The organism is Candidatus Symbiopectobacterium sp. 'North America' (assembly GCF_015762685.1).
Classification (GTDB): Bacteria; Pseudomonadota; Gammaproteobacteria; order Enterobacterales; family Enterobacteriaceae; genus Symbiopectobacterium.
This window is the reverse complement of sequence record NZ_PEHF01000031.1, coordinates 68,890-86,483: the sequence shown is the minus strand read 5'-3', so window position 1 is coordinate 86,483 and position 17,594 is coordinate 68,890. Positions and strand designations below refer to the sequence as shown.

Annotated in this window: 15 protein-coding genes and 4 pseudogenes; 3 read left to right on the top strand and 16 right to left on the bottom strand. The window is 50.4% G+C overall.

Annotated elements, in window-relative coordinates:
• Positions 1-356 precede the first annotated feature (356 nt).
• Positions 357-1,757, top strand: a complete 1,401-nt coding sequence (locus CS369_RS07325) for a hypothetical protein (RefSeq protein WP_196906576.1) — start codon at positions 357-359, stop codon at positions 1,755-1,757.
• Between the two features lie 200 nt (positions 1,758-1,957).
• Positions 1,958-2,467: a hypothetical protein gene (locus CS369_RS07320; RefSeq protein ID WP_196906575.1), complete on the top strand. Its 510-nt coding sequence runs from the start codon at positions 1,958-1,960 to the stop codon at positions 2,465-2,467.
• Between the two features lie 865 nt (positions 2,468-3,332).
• Here CS369_RS07320 and CS369_RS07315 read toward each other — a convergent pair.
• Both CS369_RS07315 and CS369_RS07310 read right to left on the bottom strand, forming a co-directional pair.
• The gene (locus CS369_RS07315) at positions 3,333-3,923 is read right to left on the bottom strand and encodes a 4'-phosphopantetheinyl transferase superfamily protein (RefSeq protein ID WP_307833675.1); all 591 of its coding nucleotides are present in this window, start codon (positions 3,921-3,923) and stop codon (positions 3,333-3,335) included.
• 178 nt (positions 3,924-4,101) lie between these two features.
• Positions 4,102-5,380: pseudogene (locus CS369_RS07310) on the bottom strand (NupC/NupG family nucleoside CNT transporter).
• Between the two features lie 409 nt (positions 5,381-5,789).
• On the opposite strand from CS369_RS07310, the gene CS369_RS07305 reads away from it, so the two are divergent.
• Positions 5,790-6,293: an Lrp/AsnC family transcriptional regulator gene (locus tag CS369_RS07305; protein ID WP_196906574.1), complete on the top strand. Its 504-nt coding sequence runs from the start codon at positions 5,790-5,792 to the stop codon at positions 6,291-6,293.
• A gap of 40 nt (positions 6,294-6,333) precedes the next feature.
• Here CS369_RS07305 and CS369_RS07300 read toward each other — a convergent pair whose 3' ends face one another.
• From CS369_RS07300 to osmY, 14 genes and pseudogenes are all read right to left on the bottom strand, one after another.
• On the bottom strand, positions 6,334-7,350 hold the full coding sequence (locus tag CS369_RS07300) for a 1-aminocyclopropane-1-carboxylate deaminase (protein ID WP_196906607.1): 1,017 nt from the start codon (positions 7,348-7,350) through the stop codon (positions 6,334-6,336).
• 214 nt (positions 7,351-7,564) lie between these two features.
• Entirely contained in the window at positions 7,565-8,497 is a 933-nt protein-coding gene (locus CS369_RS07295) for a LysR family transcriptional regulator (RefSeq protein WP_196906573.1), read from the bottom strand.
• Positions 8,498-8,587: 90 nt separating this feature from the next.
• Positions 8,588-10,024, bottom strand: a pseudogene (locus CS369_RS07290) (M20 family metallopeptidase).
• Positions 10,025-10,059: 35 nt separating this feature from the next.
• Positions 10,060-10,941 (bottom strand): annotated as a pseudogene (locus CS369_RS07285) (ATP-binding cassette domain-containing protein).
• Positions 10,938-11,925: pseudogene (locus CS369_RS07280) on the bottom strand (ABC transporter ATP-binding protein). The pseudogenes CS369_RS07285 and CS369_RS07280 overlap by 4 nt, the downstream one beginning before the upstream one ends.
• Before the next feature lie 10 nt (positions 11,926-11,935).
• On the bottom strand, positions 11,936-12,454 hold the full coding sequence (locus tag CS369_RS07275; RefSeq protein ID WP_244664854.1) for an ABC transporter permease: 519 nt from the start codon (positions 12,452-12,454) through the stop codon (positions 11,936-11,938).
• 71 nt (positions 12,455-12,525) lie between these two features.
• Positions 12,526-13,419: an ABC transporter permease gene (locus CS369_RS07270; protein ID WP_196906572.1), complete on the bottom strand. Its 894-nt coding sequence runs from the start codon at positions 13,417-13,419 to the stop codon at positions 12,526-12,528.
• A gap of 114 nt (positions 13,420-13,533) precedes the next feature.
• Entirely contained in the window at positions 13,534-14,106 is a 573-nt protein-coding gene (locus tag CS369_RS24540) for an ABC transporter substrate-binding protein (RefSeq protein WP_280514743.1), read from the bottom strand.
• Positions 14,036-14,602: an ABC transporter substrate-binding protein gene (locus CS369_RS24535; RefSeq protein WP_280514742.1), complete on the bottom strand. Its 567-nt coding sequence runs from the start codon at positions 14,600-14,602 to the stop codon at positions 14,036-14,038. The genes CS369_RS24540 and CS369_RS24535 overlap by 71 nt, the downstream gene beginning before the upstream one ends.
• The gene (locus CS369_RS24530) at positions 14,553-14,975 is read right to left on the bottom strand and encodes an ABC transporter substrate-binding protein (RefSeq protein WP_280514741.1); all 423 of its coding nucleotides are present in this window, start codon (positions 14,973-14,975) and stop codon (positions 14,553-14,555) included. Before CS369_RS24530 ends, CS369_RS24535 begins: the two co-directional genes overlap by 50 nt.
• Positions 14,976-15,289: 314 nt before the next feature.
• Complete coding sequence (locus CS369_RS07260; RefSeq protein WP_196906606.1) at positions 15,290-16,105, bottom strand: TatD family hydrolase; 816 nt, start codon at positions 16,103-16,105, stop codon at positions 15,290-15,292.
• Between the two features lie 97 nt (positions 16,106-16,202).
• A complete protein-coding gene (locus CS369_RS07255) occupies positions 16,203-16,415 on the bottom strand; it encodes a stress-response protein (RefSeq protein WP_196906571.1) in 213 nt (70 codons plus the stop codon).
• 168 nt (positions 16,416-16,583) lie between these two features.
• Positions 16,584-16,745 (bottom strand): DUF1328 domain-containing protein, encoded by a 162-nt coding sequence (locus CS369_RS07250; RefSeq protein WP_196906570.1) that lies wholly within the window; start codon positions 16,743-16,745, stop codon positions 16,584-16,586.
• Positions 16,746-16,914: 169 nt separating this feature from the next.
• Positions 16,915-17,529 carry a molecular chaperone OsmY gene (gene osmY / locus CS369_RS07245; RefSeq protein ID WP_196906569.1) on the bottom strand — a complete coding sequence of 205 codons (615 nt, stop codon included), beginning with the start codon at positions 17,527-17,529 and terminating at the stop codon, positions 16,915-16,917.
• Between the last annotated feature and the right edge of the window lie 65 nt (positions 17,530-17,594).

Below are 17,594 nucleotides of genomic sequence, written 5' to 3'. Positions count from 1 at the left end.
ATGCCATGTCGTTATTACAAAAAATGAAAATATACAAAAAACAATCGATACTTGAAAAATAAACCATCCTCCTATCGATTACATTATGTTTTATATCAAAATCACTTATTTAATCGGTAGAGGCGCTCATATTGATTGCAGAGATAAAATACAACTTATCAGACCAAGTCAACAATAACTTTTGTGAAGGAATGAGAAAAAGATCAAATACTTTCACTACATCACATTCTGATATTTCATGTGTTCGTAACTCTGCACTAGATTTTCGGCGCATTAACCAATTAAAATAATATTATAAATCAATGCATTACGATTAAACCAGAGAGGTCAATCTCGATATAAAATTAGTGCCGGCAATGATAAAAGACACCTCATCCATTAATGCCAAAGACTATGTTTATTTGGGTAGTTGCGAAACAGAATTTGTTTTGGATATGGGGATTACGCTGGATGCGGACGGCAGACTTATTTTTATTAATAGCCTGCCTAAAGGGTTGATATCTGGTTTATACAACAAATACATTAAAACAAGAAAATACTGCTGCTACAGTGCTCACGACATAACAAATAATAATGATTACTTATTTGACGCATTGCACACAAGTGAAGACGGAAAATTGATAGGAAGAATAAAAGACACATCTAAGCAATACACTATTGATATAGAAAAGAATAGTAAAACATACTCTTTATCAGAATCAAACGCAAACATCACGTTACGTTTAACAGAACAAGAAGAATGGATACCTGAAGAAATGAAATTTGAGAGGAAAGATGGGATTACATTAACATTTACGTTCAAAAACAATGCATTATATTTATCTGAATTCAAAAAAGAAAATAACACAGTAAATTACAGAGAATATGATGCTCTCGTTAAATTAAAATCACTCAAAGGTTACAATATACTTTCGGTTAAAAAAACAAGGGACATGCTTCAACTGGAAACCCTTCATAATAAAAAAAAGAGAATAATCTACCTTAATCCAAACAGAATAGAACTACCCAAAATTAGCGCAAAGCATTTCTCCCACAAACCGCCACAAAATCTCTATTCTGCATTAAGTTCCGATCCTCATGAATATTATGATTCAGGCCAGCCATTTAGCTCAACACGCTGGGGCAATTTTAGTAGTAAATGGATTCCTTTATTCAGTAACTCGATTGATAATTTCCGAATAAACTTACAAAAATCGAAATGCCATTGGCATGATAAACATTACCAAAAATCATTTGGTGCAATGACAAATGCTATAGACCCAGGAATACGCGCAACGGCATCAACGATAAAAAAATTTTCAATGCAGTGCAGGTCATCCGAAAAAATAGGAAAGATTTCTAGCAATATCATGAATATGGGTAATAATTATACGTCACTCATTGAAAAACTACCTGACAGCGTAGTAAGTAATAAAGACATGACCGTAGCAATACCGAATATATTAAACAGTCTCAAAAATGGCGATCAACTGTCTCTCATAAAATCTAATGATATATCTTTTTTTGGTGGTATAGCCAAAGGCGGTGCCCCACTTGCACCAGGCTATTTTGTTGGTTTTGTTGGAGCACTGTCAAAAAAACATTATGTCAGTTTTGCAAAAATGGATGATAACGAAATATCATGCTCTTTTGATAATAGATTAACAGCACTCCTCGCGCTCTTAGCCGGCATGGGACAAGGTCTTGAAAAAACGTTACTGAAAACACCCGACATTGACTACTTTACCATTTTACCTATAGAGTCAAATATTATTTGATTTTCGCAAATGGATAAAATTAGAAATCTGACGTTGAAACTAGACAAAAATGAGCTTTCAAATTTTATCGAAAAAACCAGTAATAAAAGTGAGTTGATTCATTTTCTCGAGGAAAGAGAAAACAACATATCAATTAACAAAAAAACGAATATACCAAAAAATTATCCATTGAGGCAAGAGCACTTGAACTCAGGCTGCAAATGGGCACGGGTTATGAACCAGGTAATTACATTGTATCACCGAGAAGCACTGCCGGAATTATGTTATCTAGCGATATACTTTCAATAAAATTTACGAATGAAACCAATATCACTCCTGATTCGAATGAAAGAAACAGCAAAAAAATTGAATTACAGGCATTGTCACCACATGCAAAGCTAGTTCGTGAAAACAAAATCATGCCAATAGTATCAACAGAAATAAATAATAATGATTATTATTTACCCTTTCCTATCGTTGAAGAGTCGAACAGTAAAAACATAGTGAGCCGACAAGCTTATATAAATAAATCCCGTCAATATACGGGCGGTAAAAATCTTTTTGATAATACTGAAAAAACATTATCTGACGTCATCGAATCGCTCAATGAAATGGATATGGAAATAGAAAAAAACCATGACATTCGCCGCTTAACAAATTTAGAAATGATATGCAAGAAAAACAAGAAAGCAAACGGAACAAAGAAAGTCTCGAACAAGAAATCGCAATAATTAAAGATAATGCATCACAACTAAATAGTGCGGAACTACAACTATTAGTAGACAATCTTCATTCTAAAGTTAAATCATTCAAAGAAAATGCAACATATCTATTGACTAAAATTGATTTTATGAGCACGGGCTATTTTTTTTGAGTTTTCGTCAACAATACCTAACCTCATTTTTTATTTTAATGACAAGAAGTCTATTTCTTTAACAAAGCATCTTGGCGATATAACATTTGAGTATAACAAAAAAACACAAAGCACCCTTCCCGAATAGTTTCCAATCTACATTTTCTAGAATAGGGTCGCTGGGAATGTGGTTGATTGTCGCGATGCAAAAATTTTTAAGAAGGTCATATTTGTTGAAAAACAAACCATTGATGGTGACAACAAAAAGAAGGAAATATTAATTTTACACTTAAGTTATAAGAATTTTTCTTTACGAATTTAAATTCGTATTTTTTAAAATTAAATACCCACTCAATGCATTAGATTAATCAACGTTTAGGATAAACGTTCAGTAATCCTTAGGTTGATTATGACAACATTACTACATTCACCGCTGAATATACAAAAATCGATCACTTCCGTACCAATGATGAAAGCCTCTGATTTTTCATCATCAGATTGCAAAATTTAAAGGTAAGGCGACAGATCAATTGAACAGCGTTGATCTCTACAGTTTTGGAGAGATGGTACGGACCAAGTCATCACTGACCAATGTACTTCTGAATTTTCGGCAAACCAAAGTGATGGCGTTAAAAAAATATCTGGGATAGATATCACTTGAATATGCCGATACGCCAATCCCCACGAGAATAACAGGCGACTACCATTTCCTTTGAATACGCGCCTACGTATCACAGTTTTCGTCAGACAGCCTTCGAGGGCTCAAGACAGAGGAAGGTGGTAACTTTGTCAGCCATCATCCAGTATACCCCCTTGAAGCTCCGGCCAGTGGGAAATTCAGGAGTTAGCGTGGTTTGCAATTGCAGTTCGAAAACCTGTTGGGCCTGATTGAGCACGGTAATTTGCGCATCTAAAAAATCGAAATAATGCTGAACCGAAGGATAGATAGCTTTAAACAAGCTTTCCTTGGCAGAAAAGCTCAACGTCAGCGCCTGGCAAAACGGCATATCCACCCCTTGCAGCCATTGGCACTCCTCATCACCCACGATACCAGGCCAGAGCGAAGCCGCCCGATCGTCACTCATCAGCGTTTCCACATCCACCCCCACGCCGCTGAATACGTCACTACGGCGGTGAATCGCGCACAGCACGCTGTCTTTATTGTGGCTCAAAGAGCCACAGAGATTTTCAGGCCATACCGGCGAGCGGTCTTGGCCGCTCAGCAAGGTAAACTGGTTTATACCGAGTTTTTCCAGCACATGGCGCGCCAAATAACGCTCCGCGAGAAATTCCGCGCGGCGCTTGGGCACCGAGCGCGCTAGTTCCGCAGACAAAGGCACATCAATACGATGATAAAGCGTATCGTGGTAAGCCTCTGGGTTGAAGCACAATAGGCGCAGAATCAGGATACACAGCCTCGCTATTGGGCAAAGGCAGCGTCATCCATTCAATATTGCCGATAAACGCCGATATGGTCATTAACGTACACTCTCCCCTGCTGCGGGTCAGGCTTTAAAGCGCCAGAAAGAAACCAGCAATGGTCGGACTCATCAGGTTTGAAAGCGTTCCTGCCGCGACCGCTTTCAACCCAAAACGCGCGATATCCTGACGACGGTTTGGGGCCATGCTGCCGAGCCCACCAATCAAAATCGCAATCGATGACAGATTGGCAAAGCCGCACAAGGCAAACGAAATAATGGCTTTCGATTGATCTGAGAGCACCTGTAATCCCAGGGCTGCCACGGCATCATCCGCTTTGAGATGCTGACTAAAATTCAGATAAGCAACAAACTCATTGAGAATCAGTTTTTGGCCGATAAAGGCCCCTGCCACCGTCGATTCCTGCCACGGTATCCCGATCAGGAAAGCCACCGGCGCGAACAACCAGCCCAAAATCAGTTCCATAGAGAGCTGTGGATAATCAAACCATCCGCCAATTCCCCCCCAAGATGCCATTAAGTAAGGCAATCAGCGCCACAAACGCCAGCAGCATCGCACCCACATTCAGCGCCAGTTGCAACCCTGAAGCCGCGCCACTGGCCGCAGCATCAATCACGTTGGCCGGTTGATCATCAGCGCTCACAAAACCGGAGTGGGTTTCATGATCGTGTGTTTTTTCTGTTTCCGGCACGATCAGTTTGGCAAACAGCAATCCTCCCGGCGCGGCCATAAAGGAGGCGGCAATCAGATACTCCAACGGCACCCCCATCTGCGCATAGCCTGCCATTACCGCTCCAGCAATAGACGCCAGCCCGCCGCACATTACTGCAAACAGCTGCGAACGCGTCATGGTGGCAATATAGGGACGCACTACCAGCGGTGCCTCAGTCTGCCCGACGAAGATATTTGCCGTCGCTGAGAGCGATTCGGTGCGTGACGTTTTTAGCAGCTTTTGCAACGCTCCGCCTAGCAGGCGAATAACCCATTGCATCACCCCGATGTAATACAACACGGCAATCAACGAGGAGAAAAAGACAATGATCGGCAGCACCCGCAGTGCGAACACAAAGCCACCGCCGCCAAACAGCTCATACATTTTATCGGAAGCCAGGCCACCAAAAATAAACGATACGCCTTCAATGCCGTAACCAATAATCAGGGCAACCCCTTCAGTCATCCCTGCCAGTAGTTTGCTGCCAAGGGGAACATAAAGTACCAATGCACTAATACCAATCTGGAGCAGGAAAGCACCCAACACTGTGCGCAGACGAATAGCTTTGCGGTTGCTGGAAAGCAAAACGGCGACCAGCACCAACACAGCCATGCCAATAAGACTCATAATGAGTTGCATAAGAAGTTCCTTTTTATGCGTTGTTGAAAATCAAGGATAGACTATTCATCTCGGACCAGACTGCCCGAAAAATGTCAAAGGCGGATTATAAGGCGACCACCCGATAAATACGCATTTTTTGTCACATTTGAACACTTTCTGACATGCTTTCCCCTCCACATCTGGAATTTCTATCACGCTCTTTTTCCACACCTTATTGAGCATCCGCCCTAGGGCGCTAGGCACATCGTTTTTTCTTATGTTTATTGGGGAATACGATGTGTTAATAATATTGTTTGAGGCGAGGGTATATCGTTCATTTTCAACAACACTGATGATAATCGATGGTTTTAGCTGAACGATATCGGGGACAACACGCAATTTTATGTTATGCATTCTATATTATACGTGACGAATAAAAGGCAACATAATGAAAACAAAAACATTATCGCCAACCACCGCAGAAGAAAAGTCCGCTGACCTCGATAAGTTCGATTACACCATCCTGCAACTGCTGCAAAAGGATGCTTCGCTTTCCAACGTGGCGCTGGCAGAAAAAGTCAATCTCAGTGCGCCAGCCTGCCTACGGCGGGTAGAGCGTTTAAAGCAGGCAGGACTGATAAAAGGCACGGTCGCCCTACTCAACCCGGAAGCGTTGAATGCAGGCATGGTGGTGATTATCGGCGTGGTGTTGGACCGTTCGACGCCCCAGTCGTTTGCTGATTTTGAACTGGCGGCACAAAACATCAGTGGATGCATGGAATGTCATGTGGTGACGGGGGAATTCGATTACATGATGATGCTCCGCACCAAAGATAATCAAAGTTTTAATAAGTTACATGCTGAGCAGTTGTTATTTCTGCCCGGAGTACGGCAGATACGTTCCTTTATGGGATTACGCCAGGTGCTCTCAACCACGCAGTTACCTTTTTGATAACGCTGGCCCGAACGGGCCAGCTATCGATAAAGCACTATCAGCCATTACGGAAAATATAGCTGTAAGCGCTCAGTGCCGGGGCACCACCCAAATGGGCATACAGCACTTTGAAACCTTTAGGAAACTCTCCGCGACGCACCATGTCGATCATACCGTGCATGGATTTTCCTTCATAAACCGAATCGGTCAATACCCCTTCAGTGCAGGCGCACAGACGAATCGCTTCCAGCGTACCTTCATTGGGTAAACCATACTCCGGTCCACCGTAGCGGGTATCCAGCACCACGTCTTCTTCAGTGATCTCGCGACCCAGTTCCACCAGGTTCGCCGTGTTTTGCGCAATACGCAGAATCTGCGCCTTGGTTTGTTCTGGTTTGGCAGAAGCATCGATGCCGATAACGCGACGAGAGCATCCATCGGCGGCAAAGCCAACCACCATCCCTGCCTGGGTGCTGCCGGTGACGGAACAGACCACGATATAATCGAAAGTAAAGCCCAGCTCTTTTTCCTGCTGACGCACTTCTTCAGCAAAGCCGACAAAGCCTAACCCACCCAATGGATGCTCAGAGCAACCAGCCGGGATCGGGAACGATTTTCCGCCGTTTTGGGCCGCTTCTTCCATCGCTTGCTGCCAGCTTTGACGAATGCCGATGTCGAATCCAGCGGCATCAAGGCGTACATCCGCCCCCATAATGCGCGAGAGCTCGATATTGCCGACCCGATCGTAAACGGCATCCGCATAATTCACCCAGTTCTCTTGAACCAGCACGCATTTCATGCCGAGGTGCGCCGCCACGGCAGTAACCTGACGCGTTTGGTTTGACTGAATACCACCAATCGAGACCAGCGTGTCGCACCCTTGCTCCAACGCTTCTGGGATCAGGTATTCCAGCTTGCGGGTTTTATTGCCACCAAACGCCAGACCGCTGTTGCAGTCTTCGCGCTTGGCATAAAGTTCGACATCACCGCCCAGATGTTCGCTCAATCGCTTCAATGGCGTGATGGGAGAGGGATCGAAGGTCAGCGGATAGCGGGGAAATTTCTCCAGATTCATCATCAAGCTCTAAAATAAAGTGGCATTAGGGAAACGGGAGATGGCTATTTCTTCGGAAATATCCTCACGCCGTAAAAAAAGACTAACAAATTAAAGATGAATTTAAATTGCGTTATTAATCCAATTTTCGACCACAAACAACACCAAAAAACATTATAAAGAATAAAAAAAATCACAAAAAGAAAAAATAAAGAAATAAAATTAACAAGAATTTTTAATGTTCAGGCATCCCATAGCGCTGCCGCAATTGGCTGTCCATTTCCGTCAGCGTTTGCTTGAGAAACTGAAAAAAACGTGCCAGCAGCGCAGTTCGAGGGCGCCCGATCTCGGCCTGAATTTGCAGCATGCGTTGCCCTAAGGGTTCGACGTTAACGCAGCGGATATGAAGCTCGTCGTGGAGCATGTGCCCCATCACCGAAAAATGGCTACAGATACCGATCGCATGGCGATCGTTACGCAGATAGCCAAATACCGCAGAAAATTGGTTGCTGGTAAACACCGGTTCGATAAACACGCTATTCATTCGGCAGCACAGATCGAACAGTTGCCGGATGGTGGCAGTTTGATCCGGCAACACCAACGGATAGGCATTCAGATCGGACAAGGCGAAATCGCGCGTCGCCAGCGGGTGATCTCGATGCATAAATGCGGTAACCGGTGCGGGAAACGAGGCGATGACGTCACCCCCCGGCTCCGCTGCCAGGCTAAACTTAATCGCCACATCCCCTTCACCGTGCCGCACCCACTCCGGCACCTGCTGGCCGCTGCTAACAATCAGGTGGAAATTAACTTCAGGGTGTAACTGGCGAAAACGCGCCAGCAGCAGCGGCACCAGATTCAACGCCAGGCCATCGGTACACACCACGCGAATCGGGGTTTGCTGCCGAGACTTGAGGCCTTCCAGTTCAGCGATCGCCAGCTTCATATCCGCCATGCTGCGTCTGACATGGTTTGCCAGAATTTGCCCGGCATCATTGAGCACCATACCGCGCGCGCTGCGCTCAAACAGCGGCATGCCCAGACGTTTTTCCAACCGTTGGATATGGCGGCTAATCGCGGAAACCGCTACAAAAAGTTGCTGGCTGGCGGCGCTCAGCGAACCGGTACTCACCACGGCCATAAAGTAACGGATTTCGGTATTGTGCATGGCTCCCCCTTGCGCTGAAAAACGACAACGCGCGCACCGGAAAATCGGTACGCGCGAGTACTGAGGCGAAAGATCCTGTTGGCGACAGGATCAAGCAACGATGGCGGTAGCCGCGTGCTGCTCTCGCTGGCGACACACTGCCGCCCCCTGCTCTGCCAGATCCCACAACATACCGATACCGGCCATCAGTTGCAACGCCTCCTGCGCGACCGATTGCAGCAAGTGCTCATTAGGCGCGTGTTGGCTACAGGCCGGGTAAGAGTGCGGTACCCACAGCGTCGGCAGTCCTAAGGTTTCAGAAAAACAGGCATTTGGCAGGCCGCCGCAGAAGTTAGGCAGGATGGCGGCTTTTTTCCCGGTACTGCGGGCAATAGAGGCTTCGCCCCACGCTACCCAGGGATCGCTGGGATCGAGGCGCGTCGCGGTAAAGCAGTGATCGGGAGTAACCATCGTGACATCTTCAAACCCGTGCGCATCCAGATGTTCACGCAAATAACGCGGAAAATTATCCACATCGCTGCCGGGTACGTAACGCATATGGCAGTGCACCCGCGCCACTGGCGGAATGGCATGGGCCGGTTTATCAGGATTGCCGGTGGTAAAGGCCAGCACGTCAAAGGTATTCCAACTGTAGAGCTTCTCTGCCGCCGTCAGGCCCGGCTCGTTTCAGTCAGGATCGATGGCCGGATCGTTGGGCCCCGCCCCCAAAGCGATATCGCGTAGCAGATAACGCACCTGCTCAGGCAATACTGCCGGGCGTAATCCCGGCACCAGAATGCGTCCACGCGCATCCACAATGCTGCTTAACGCATGGGCCAGACGAATGCCGGGGTTTGCCAACAGTCCGCCCCAGTTACCAGAGTGGTGCGCGCTTTCACGCAGCTTGACCTGAAGCTCAACGTTAAACACCCCGCGCGAGCCCAGAAACAGCGTCGGGCGCTCGGCCACCATGCGCGGGCCGTCAGAAGCGATAAACAAATCCGCCGCCAACCAGTCACTGTAGCGTGCACACAGTGCTTCCAGCCCGGGGGAGCCGGTTTCCTCCCCCATTTCCAGAATGAGCTTCAGGTTGTAGCCGAGCCGCCCTTGCTTCGCTTTCAGCACCAGCATCAAGGCAGCCAGATTGATGGTGTGCTGGCCCTTATTATCCGCCGTACCGCGTCCATACCAGCAATCGCCATCCGGCGTGACTTTCCAGGGATCGACCCCTTCCAACCAGTTAGCTTCATCGCCCAACACCACATCACCATGGCCATACGTCAATAACGTAAAGGGCGCTTCGAGTTCAATACGGCGCGCCAGCAGAAAAGGCCATTTTCCCGCGACCGGGTTATCCACAATGCGGCACTCAAAGCCTAATGCCTGAAGCGAAGGAACCATCTCTTCCGTCAGGTAGGCCATTATCTGGGGCGCTCGCTCTGCGACCAGGCTTTCCGTTGGGTAGCTTACCCGTCGCGCCAGCGTTTCCAAAAACGCACCCGATTCCATATAGTCGCTCGCCGCTTGCATCAATTCTTCACGCGTCATCTGCCTGCATCCTTCTTCATTTTGCCGTTTTCGGGTCATAATCCACTGTAATAAGAGGAAATCTCGGGAATACCGAGCCCCGGCTCCGGCGTCAACACCGACGCGAGCAGTGCCTGGGTGTAGGGGGGTCTCGGCGTTTCGAAAATCTGCTCGCGCGTCCCCTGCTCGACAATGACGACTTTGCGCATCACGGCGACGTGATCCACCAGATGCTCCACCACCGCCAGGTTATGGCTGATAAACAGATAAGTCAGACCGAGTTCCTGCTTGAGCGTCATCAACAGATTGAGGATTTGCGCCTGAACCGACACATCCAGAGCCGAGGTTGGCTCATCGCAGATAAGAATTGCTGGGCGCATGATCAGCGCGCGAGCGATGGCGACGCGCTGCCGCTGACCGCCGGAAAGCTGGCCGGGATACTGCCCGTGGGTTCGGGTTGGCATCCCGACCTAGTCCAACATCTCCTGCACCCGCTGTTTGCGGGTTTCCGGGGTACCGATGTTATGCAGACGCAGCGCGACTTCAACGATATCGGCCACCGTGCGACGTGGGTTCAGTGAGGAGTAAGGGTCCTGAAAAATCGGTTGAATGCGGGTCGCCAGCGCTTTGCGATCGCCCGCATCGATTTCACGCCCTTCAATCAGGACGTTGCCCGAGGTTGGTGGCAACAGCCCCAGCAGCATCTTTGCCAGCGTACTTTTACCGCAGCCGGATTCGCCCACCAGCCCAAGGGTTTCGCCGCGCCGCACGCGTAAAGAGACGTTATTGACGGCGGTAAAGATACCGGGCCGCACAAACATGCCGCGATTAAGGCGAAATTCGCGGCTTAGCGCGCAAAGCTCTAACGCCAGATCGTCATTGCCGGGAATGTAGGGGGCAGGTTGTACTGCGCCAAATGCTGTTACCGTTTCGCTCATGCCACATCCTCCCAGGCTTGTGCCTGCACACAGCGCACGTGCTGCTGCGGCGTCACCGCAACATAAGGCGGGTTTTCACTGCAACAGGCCTGCGCGCTGGGGCAACGATTGCGGAACGCACACCCCTGCTGCGCACCAATAAGACTCGGCACGACGCCGGGGATCGCCTGTAGCAATTGGCCCGTAACGGTCTTTCCTCGTATCGGGATGCATGACATCAGCCCTTTGGTATAGGGATGTTGCGGGTGCCCAAACAGTTCTTTCACCGGCGCGGTCTCAACAATCTGGCCGGCATACATCACCGCCACGCGATCGGCGATGAGTGCAACCACGCCAAGATCGTGGGTGATGAAAATCACCGCGGTACCCAGTTCCTGTTGCAATTCGCGCAACATGCGCAGGATCTGCGCCTGAATGGTCACATCCAGCGCCGTGGTCGGCTCATCCGCGATGATCAGCTCCGGCTCACACATCAGCGCCATGGCAATCATGATACGTTGGCGCAATCCTCCCGACAGTTGATGCGGATACTGCCGCAGACGATCCCCAGCCTGCGGGATACCGACCCGTTCCATTAAATAGAGCGCGCGCTCTTGCCTGGGTTGGCGTCACCTTACGGTGCGCGTGCAGCGTCTCGCATAGCTGTTCGCCCAGCGTGTAGGAGGGATTCAGCGACGTCATCGGTTCTTGAAAGATCATGGCGATCTGATCGCCGCGGATCGCCGCCATCTGTTTGTTGTTCAGCGTTTGCAGATCTTGCCCTTTAAAGCGCAGGTGCGTCGCACTGCGCACCGCCTTACGCGGCAGTAGCCCCATCAGCGCCAGCGACGTCATGGATTTACCGCACCCAGACTCGCCCACCAGACACAGCATCTCGCCTTTACGCACCGAGAAATCAATACCGCGCACCGCGTGCAAGGTGCCCCGCACCGTGGGAAGATCGACGCGCAGGTCTTTGACATCCAACAAGCTATCCTGACTCATGGCAACCTCCTCAGTTATGCCCGTCTACAGCGGTGATATCACGCAGGCCATCAGCCACCAGCGATGCCATCTCCAGCGCCACCAAAATCACCGGCATCGAGAGGCGTACCGTCAGCAGATAACTCACCACCGCGTCCACACGCCCGCCGAAGTAACCAGAGATCACACCCAGTGTGATGCCAATAATGCCCGCCAGTGCGGCGGCAGCCAGCCCAATAAGTAATGAGACCCGCGCACCAAACAGCAGGCGACTTAAGTAGTCGCGCCCCAGCTTATCGGTGCCCAGGATATGCTCCCAACTGCCCTTCTCATACCAGACCGGCGGGATCAGGCGTCGGCTGACATCCTGAGCATAAGGGTCGTGAGGACTTATCCACGGTGCCAACAGTGCCAGCACCACCACAATGCCCAGAATCACCACGCCCAGCGTCATGCTGTGATGGCCCAGGATGCGCCGCATAGCGCGTTGCCACGGGCCCGGTTGCGGTAATAACCCCTTTTGTCCAGCCTCAGTTTGCGTTACTGTCACAGTGCCACCTCGCGAAAAAAGTCCTAGCCACAATGCGGATGTCTTTTCAGATGCTTTCATGTTGCTCACTCCTAGCGCGCCCGTAAGCGCGGATCGAGCGCCGCATTGAGCACATCCGCCAGAAAGGTGAGAACGATATAGAACACCGCGATAATCAGTACGATGGCCTGCACCACCGGGAAGTCATTGCGGGAGATGGAATCCCACGCCAATTGCCCTAAGCCTTGCAATGCAAACACCGATTCAATCACCACCGAGCCGCCCAACATAAAGCCCAGTTCCACCATCGCCAGCGCGACCACGGGAATAATGGCATTGCTCAAACTGTGTTTGACGATGACGTGAAAACCACTCAGTCCCTTGGCGCGCGCGGTGCGGATATAGTCAGCGTTCAACACGTCCAGCATACCGGAGCGGGTAAGCCGCATCAGGGAGGGCATGGCGTAGTAGCCCAGCGCAATGGCGGGCAGAACAAAGTGTTGCCAGGTAGCGTTGCCAGCGACCGGCAGCCACTTTAGCCCCACGGCAAAAATCAGGATCAGCAGCAGCGCAAACCAAAAATTGGGCATTGCCTGCCCGAGCACCGCCGTCATAACGGCACTGCGATCGACCCAGGAATCACGGAACACAGCCGCGAATACGCCGAGCGGAATCGCCACCAGCAGCGGCAGCAGCAAAGAAACCGCCCCCAATTTCAGGGTGACCGGCATACGCTGCCCGACCAGCTCCATCACGGTGTGTTCAAAATAGAAAGAACGCCCGAAATCTAGATGCAGCGCAGCCCAGAGCCAATGACCAAACTGCGTGACAAGTGGCTGATCCAACCCGTATCGAACGCGAATCTGCGCAATCACCTCTGCCGTGGCTTCAGGTCCGGCAATCGCTGCTGCCAGATCGCCGGAAAGGTGCAACAGAGAGAAACTCACCAGCGCCACCAGCAGCCGATGAAAAACGTACTTCGCCATAATGCGGCTCCTTCTTGGTCACAACGCGGGAGAAGCTGCGCTTCTCCCTTAGCAGGCATTACTTCCAACTGGACAGGGCAAAGCGCGGCAGTTCATCCGGCCAATCCTGAAAATTCAGATCGGAGGTAAAGGCATAGTGGGTTGAGTATGAGAACAACGGCGCAATATAGGACTGAGACGAGATACGCCCCAACGCGGTGGCACCTGGGTATTGATGGTTTCATCGGCCTTCAGCAAGGTATTGGTCACCTCGGGATCCTTCCAGATGTCATTCCCCTTGCCACCAAAGTACGGCGTGGTGAACGCGGTGGCGTCGTTAATCGAGAACGAGCCCCAGGTATTGAACGCCATTGGCGCTTTGCCGAAAATCAACGCGTCCGCCATCACCGGAAACTGCACGTAATGCAATCGAGCACGAATGCCAACCTGACGCAGATAGCCGATAATCGCTTCTGCGTAATCGCGCTCACGGTAGGCCCAGATATCCGTATCAAACCCGTTGGGATAACCCGCTTCCGCCAACAGCTGTTTGGCTTTTTGCGGATCAAACGGGTAATTGATCACCTTGCTGGCATCGCAGGCCACCTGCTCACGGAAGCAAGCGTTGTAAACCGGCTTACTGCCGCCTTTCACCAGATTGGTCACCATGCTTTGGCGATCGATGGCGTAATTCACCGCCTGGCGCACGCGCACATCCTGAAAGGGGCGAATCGCTGTGAATGCTCATCGCCACAAAGCCGACGCGCATGGTTTCACCGCTTTTCACGGCGAGGTTCGGCATGAAAGACAACGCCTCAGTCTGATCGGAAGGCACGCGCCAAATCCAATCCATCTGCCCGGTCATCAACTGTGCCAGACGGGTTTCCGGGTCGCGGATCACCACGAAATTCAGCTTGCCGATCTTGGACTGACCAAGGGGGCTTTCTTTGAAGTAATCGGGGTTTTTCTCCATGGTGACCACCTGGCCGGGGATCACCTGCACCACCTTATACGGGCCAGTGCCGATCGGCGCACGGCTAAAGCCCGCCAGCTTCACGCTCTGGAAATACTTCGCCGGAAAGATAGGTGTCGGGCCGGACAGATACTCCAACGCTGCCGGGAAAGGCTTGGCTAAATGCAGGCGGACCGTATAGTCATCCACCTTTTCGGTACGCGCAATCCAGTTGACGCTTTGCGGCACCACCGAGTCTGTATTCGGTCCGTTCGAAGGTATAGACGACGTCATCCGCCGTGAAATTATCGCCATTGTGAAATTTGACCCCTTGGCGTAAATGCATCAGTAATGCAGTCGGAGATTCCCACTGCCAATCGGTAGCCAGTTCCGGTTTGTATTCACCGGTTTTCGGATCGCGGTAAACCAGGTTGCTCCACTCCAGATGGGCTAAAATCACCCCTTCCCGCATGGTATTGTGATAGGGACTGACATTTTCTATCTCACTGTCAGAGGCATAGACCAACGTATCATTGGCTTTCCCGGCGTAACTTTGGGCGGCCATTCCCATCAGCACTGCCGTGAACACATATTGTTGTAGCCGTCTTGCAAGTAAACGCGTCATGTTACTCTCCACACCATGAATAAAAGGAGGAATACAAGGATCATCGTTCATCCTGGTTCAGGGTGTTTTTGCAAGAGTGACGCCAACCGGATTACCAGCTTGTTACTGATTTAAGACAGTTGCTTTCTCAAAACGAGAAACCGCCGCGCTGCTGCCGTTGTTGCGCATTGAGCAATAATAAATCGCTATCCATTGGCCTTGAGCGCAGCGTGTTTGCGAGCAATCGCGCGATGTAGCAGAGCAGGGAAGAAGATCGATAACGGTACAGAGCGTCGATTTTTTGCACTATTAACGAGAGTAGCGATAAGGCGTTGCTATTTCTCGCTTTGAGAAATGGTGTTTGAAACCCCGCCGTTGGCGTGAATGCCGGGTAAGGTAAACAGGCGACAGGTGTTGCGATACAGCGCGTCCGCTATCACCTCAGGCGGCTCCGAACGCAGCTCACACAGGGTGTGAAACACATTGGCCGCGCGCTCCGGGCGATTGGGTTGTCCCTGAAAACCATTGAGCGGCATATCGGGCGCATCGGTTTCCAGCAACAGGCTATAGAGAGGAAGGTGAGAAATCGCCTGACGGGTTTTATTGGCGCGTGGATAGGTGATGGTGCCACCGACACCAATGCAGTAACCCAATTTGATAAAGGCCAGCGCCTGTTGCTCGCTGCCGGCAAATCCGTGCACCACGCCTTTGCGCGGCACATCGATACGGCGCAACAGTTGCGCCAAACGGTCGTGAGTACGTCTGAAGTCCAGCATCACTGGCAAGTCGTAGCGCTTCGCCAACGCCAGCTGCGCTTGCAAAAGTTCGCATTGGCATTCGAAACGGGGCTCGGCCATATACAGATCCAGCCCGATTTCTCCTACCGCGATCAGCCTGTCATCTCGTTGACGTAGTTGCTGTTCAAGCAGATCCACATCGCTATCCTGATGATGAGCAACATAGAGTGGATGCAGGCCAAGCGCAGCAAAGAGCGCTGAGTGAGTGTGAGAAAGAGCAATGATGCGCGCAAAATAACGGGACTCAACCGCAGGTACCAGGATATGCGTTACTCCTGCCGTTGCGGCGAGCGCAATGCTTGCCACTTCATTTTCGCTCAACGGCGGAAAATCAAAGTGACAATGGGTATCTATAAAGGAAAACGGCCTGAGGAAATGATCCGTGCCTTAGTATAACGCGGCCTTAGCGCAACGTTAAACAAGCGCGACGTAAATTCAGTACATAGTTAAATCAGTGCAGCGTTGCCGAACCTTTTTCCGCCTGCACAGTAGCATCAGACAGTTCATCGCCCTCTTGCAGGCCGTAATCTTCCTGCAAGATGCCAGCAAGATAATCATTGTTACTTTCCAGCCAGGCACAATCGCTGTCAAACCACTCGGCCCACAGCGCCCAGAAGTTCCCTCTCAACTGCTTCCATCGACCTACCATGATATCGCTATTCATCACGAACCTCCCGAACAAACCACACCGTAATCACACCAACGTTCAGCAAGCATCGCAAACAGTATGCGGGGTGACGATGACAATCTTATTATGGTTCAGATCGATTTTCGTTAACACCCCGTGCGCAGACTAAAATTTCAGATAAATGGCGATTGTGGGTGCAGATAGCTAGGGTCGCTTACGTCCCGCGAACAGACTGACCAGAAACAGGATGATCCCGACAATAAAGACAATTTTGGCCGCACCCGCTGCGGTCCCTGCCAGTCCACCGAATCCCAGCGCCGCGGCAATCAGCGCAATCACCAGAAAAATAATGCCCCAACGAAACATACGCTCTCCTTACCTTAATGAGGATGAGTGGCGCTCGTCCTGAGGTTAATTACGCATACCGCTGCGTTTCCACCTGTGTTTTATTCTTACGACACCAAGTGCTAATTGGCTTGAGGATGGCGGAGATTACCCTCCGCCGAATACGTGAGCATTAAAGGGCGCAGGCCCGTTAATGGGTGACGGTCAAATCGTTTTTAACGCTTTTCACACCGGATACCGCCTTGGCGATACTCTCTGCACGCGCTGACTGCGCGGTGTTTTTCACGTTACCGCTCAGTTGCACCACCCCTTCCTGGGTTTCCACTTTCACGTGGCGCGACGGCACGATTTTATCAGCCAGCAGCTTGGCCTTGATGCTGCTGGTGATGACCGCATCATCGGTATAAGAACCCAATGACTGGGTGGCGTTATCCTTGATTTGTAGTTTGTCACTCACCGACTGCACGCTTTCGGTCTTGGTCGCCACCGCGACGGCTTGTGCTGCCACCGCCTGACTAGGAACAAAACCGGTCAACGTAACCACGCCTTTGGTGGTGGAGACGGAGATGTCCCCGCTCTCGATGGCTTTGTCATCCATCAGAGCGCTCTTCATCTTGGCGGTAATGGTGCTGTCATCCATATACCCAGAGGCTTTCTGGAGAGAACTGTCAATTTTTGCGCCCGTCGTTGTCGCCGCCTGCTGCACTTTCTGCCCCAGCGTATCTTCTGCCAGTGCGTTCCCCGCCGTCAGCAGAGTACCCAGTACAACAGCCATCATCGTTTTTGCGTTAAGGATGTTTTTCATCGATTATTTCCTTTTGCTAGGGTCCACGCGGACATCAATCACGCTGGTGTTGGCACTCAATGCAA

Excerpts from the sequence above, each read along its gene's own strand:
- osmY (WP_196906569.1), bottom strand. The coding sequence starts at position 17,529 with ATGAAAAACATCCTTAACGCAAAAACGATGATGGCTGTTGTACTGGGT.
- CS369_RS07255 (WP_196906571.1), bottom strand. The coding sequence starts at position 16,415 with ATGAATAGCGATATCATGGTAGGTCGATGGAAGCAGTTGAGAGGGAAC.
- CS369_RS07300 (WP_196906607.1), bottom strand. The coding sequence starts at position 7,350 with ATGAATCTGGAGAAATTTCCCCGCTATCCGCTGACCTTCGATCCCTCT.
- CS369_RS24530 (WP_280514741.1), bottom strand. The coding sequence starts at position 14,975 with ATGACGCGTTTACTTGCAAGACGGCTACAACAATATGTGTTCACGGCA.
- CS369_RS07250 (WP_196906570.1), bottom strand. The coding sequence starts at position 16,745 with ATGTTTCGTTGGGGCATTATTTTTCTGGTGATTGCGCTGATTGCCGCG.
- CS369_RS07305 (WP_196906574.1), top strand. The coding sequence starts at position 5,790 with ATGAAAACAAAAACATTATCGCCAACCACCGCAGAAGAAAAGTCCGCT.
- CS369_RS07295 (WP_196906573.1), bottom strand. The coding sequence starts at position 8,497 with ATGCACAATACCGAAATCCGTTACTTTATGGCCGTGGTGAGTACCGGT.
- CS369_RS07320 (WP_196906575.1), top strand. The coding sequence starts at position 1,958 with ATGGGCACGGGTTATGAACCAGGTAATTACATTGTATCACCGAGAAGC.
- CS369_RS07270 (WP_196906572.1), bottom strand. The coding sequence starts at position 13,419 with ATGGCGAAGTACGTTTTTCATCGGCTGCTGGTGGCGCTGGTGAGTTTC.
- CS369_RS07325 (WP_196906576.1), top strand. The coding sequence starts at position 357 with ATGATAAAAGACACCTCATCCATTAATGCCAAAGACTATGTTTATTTG.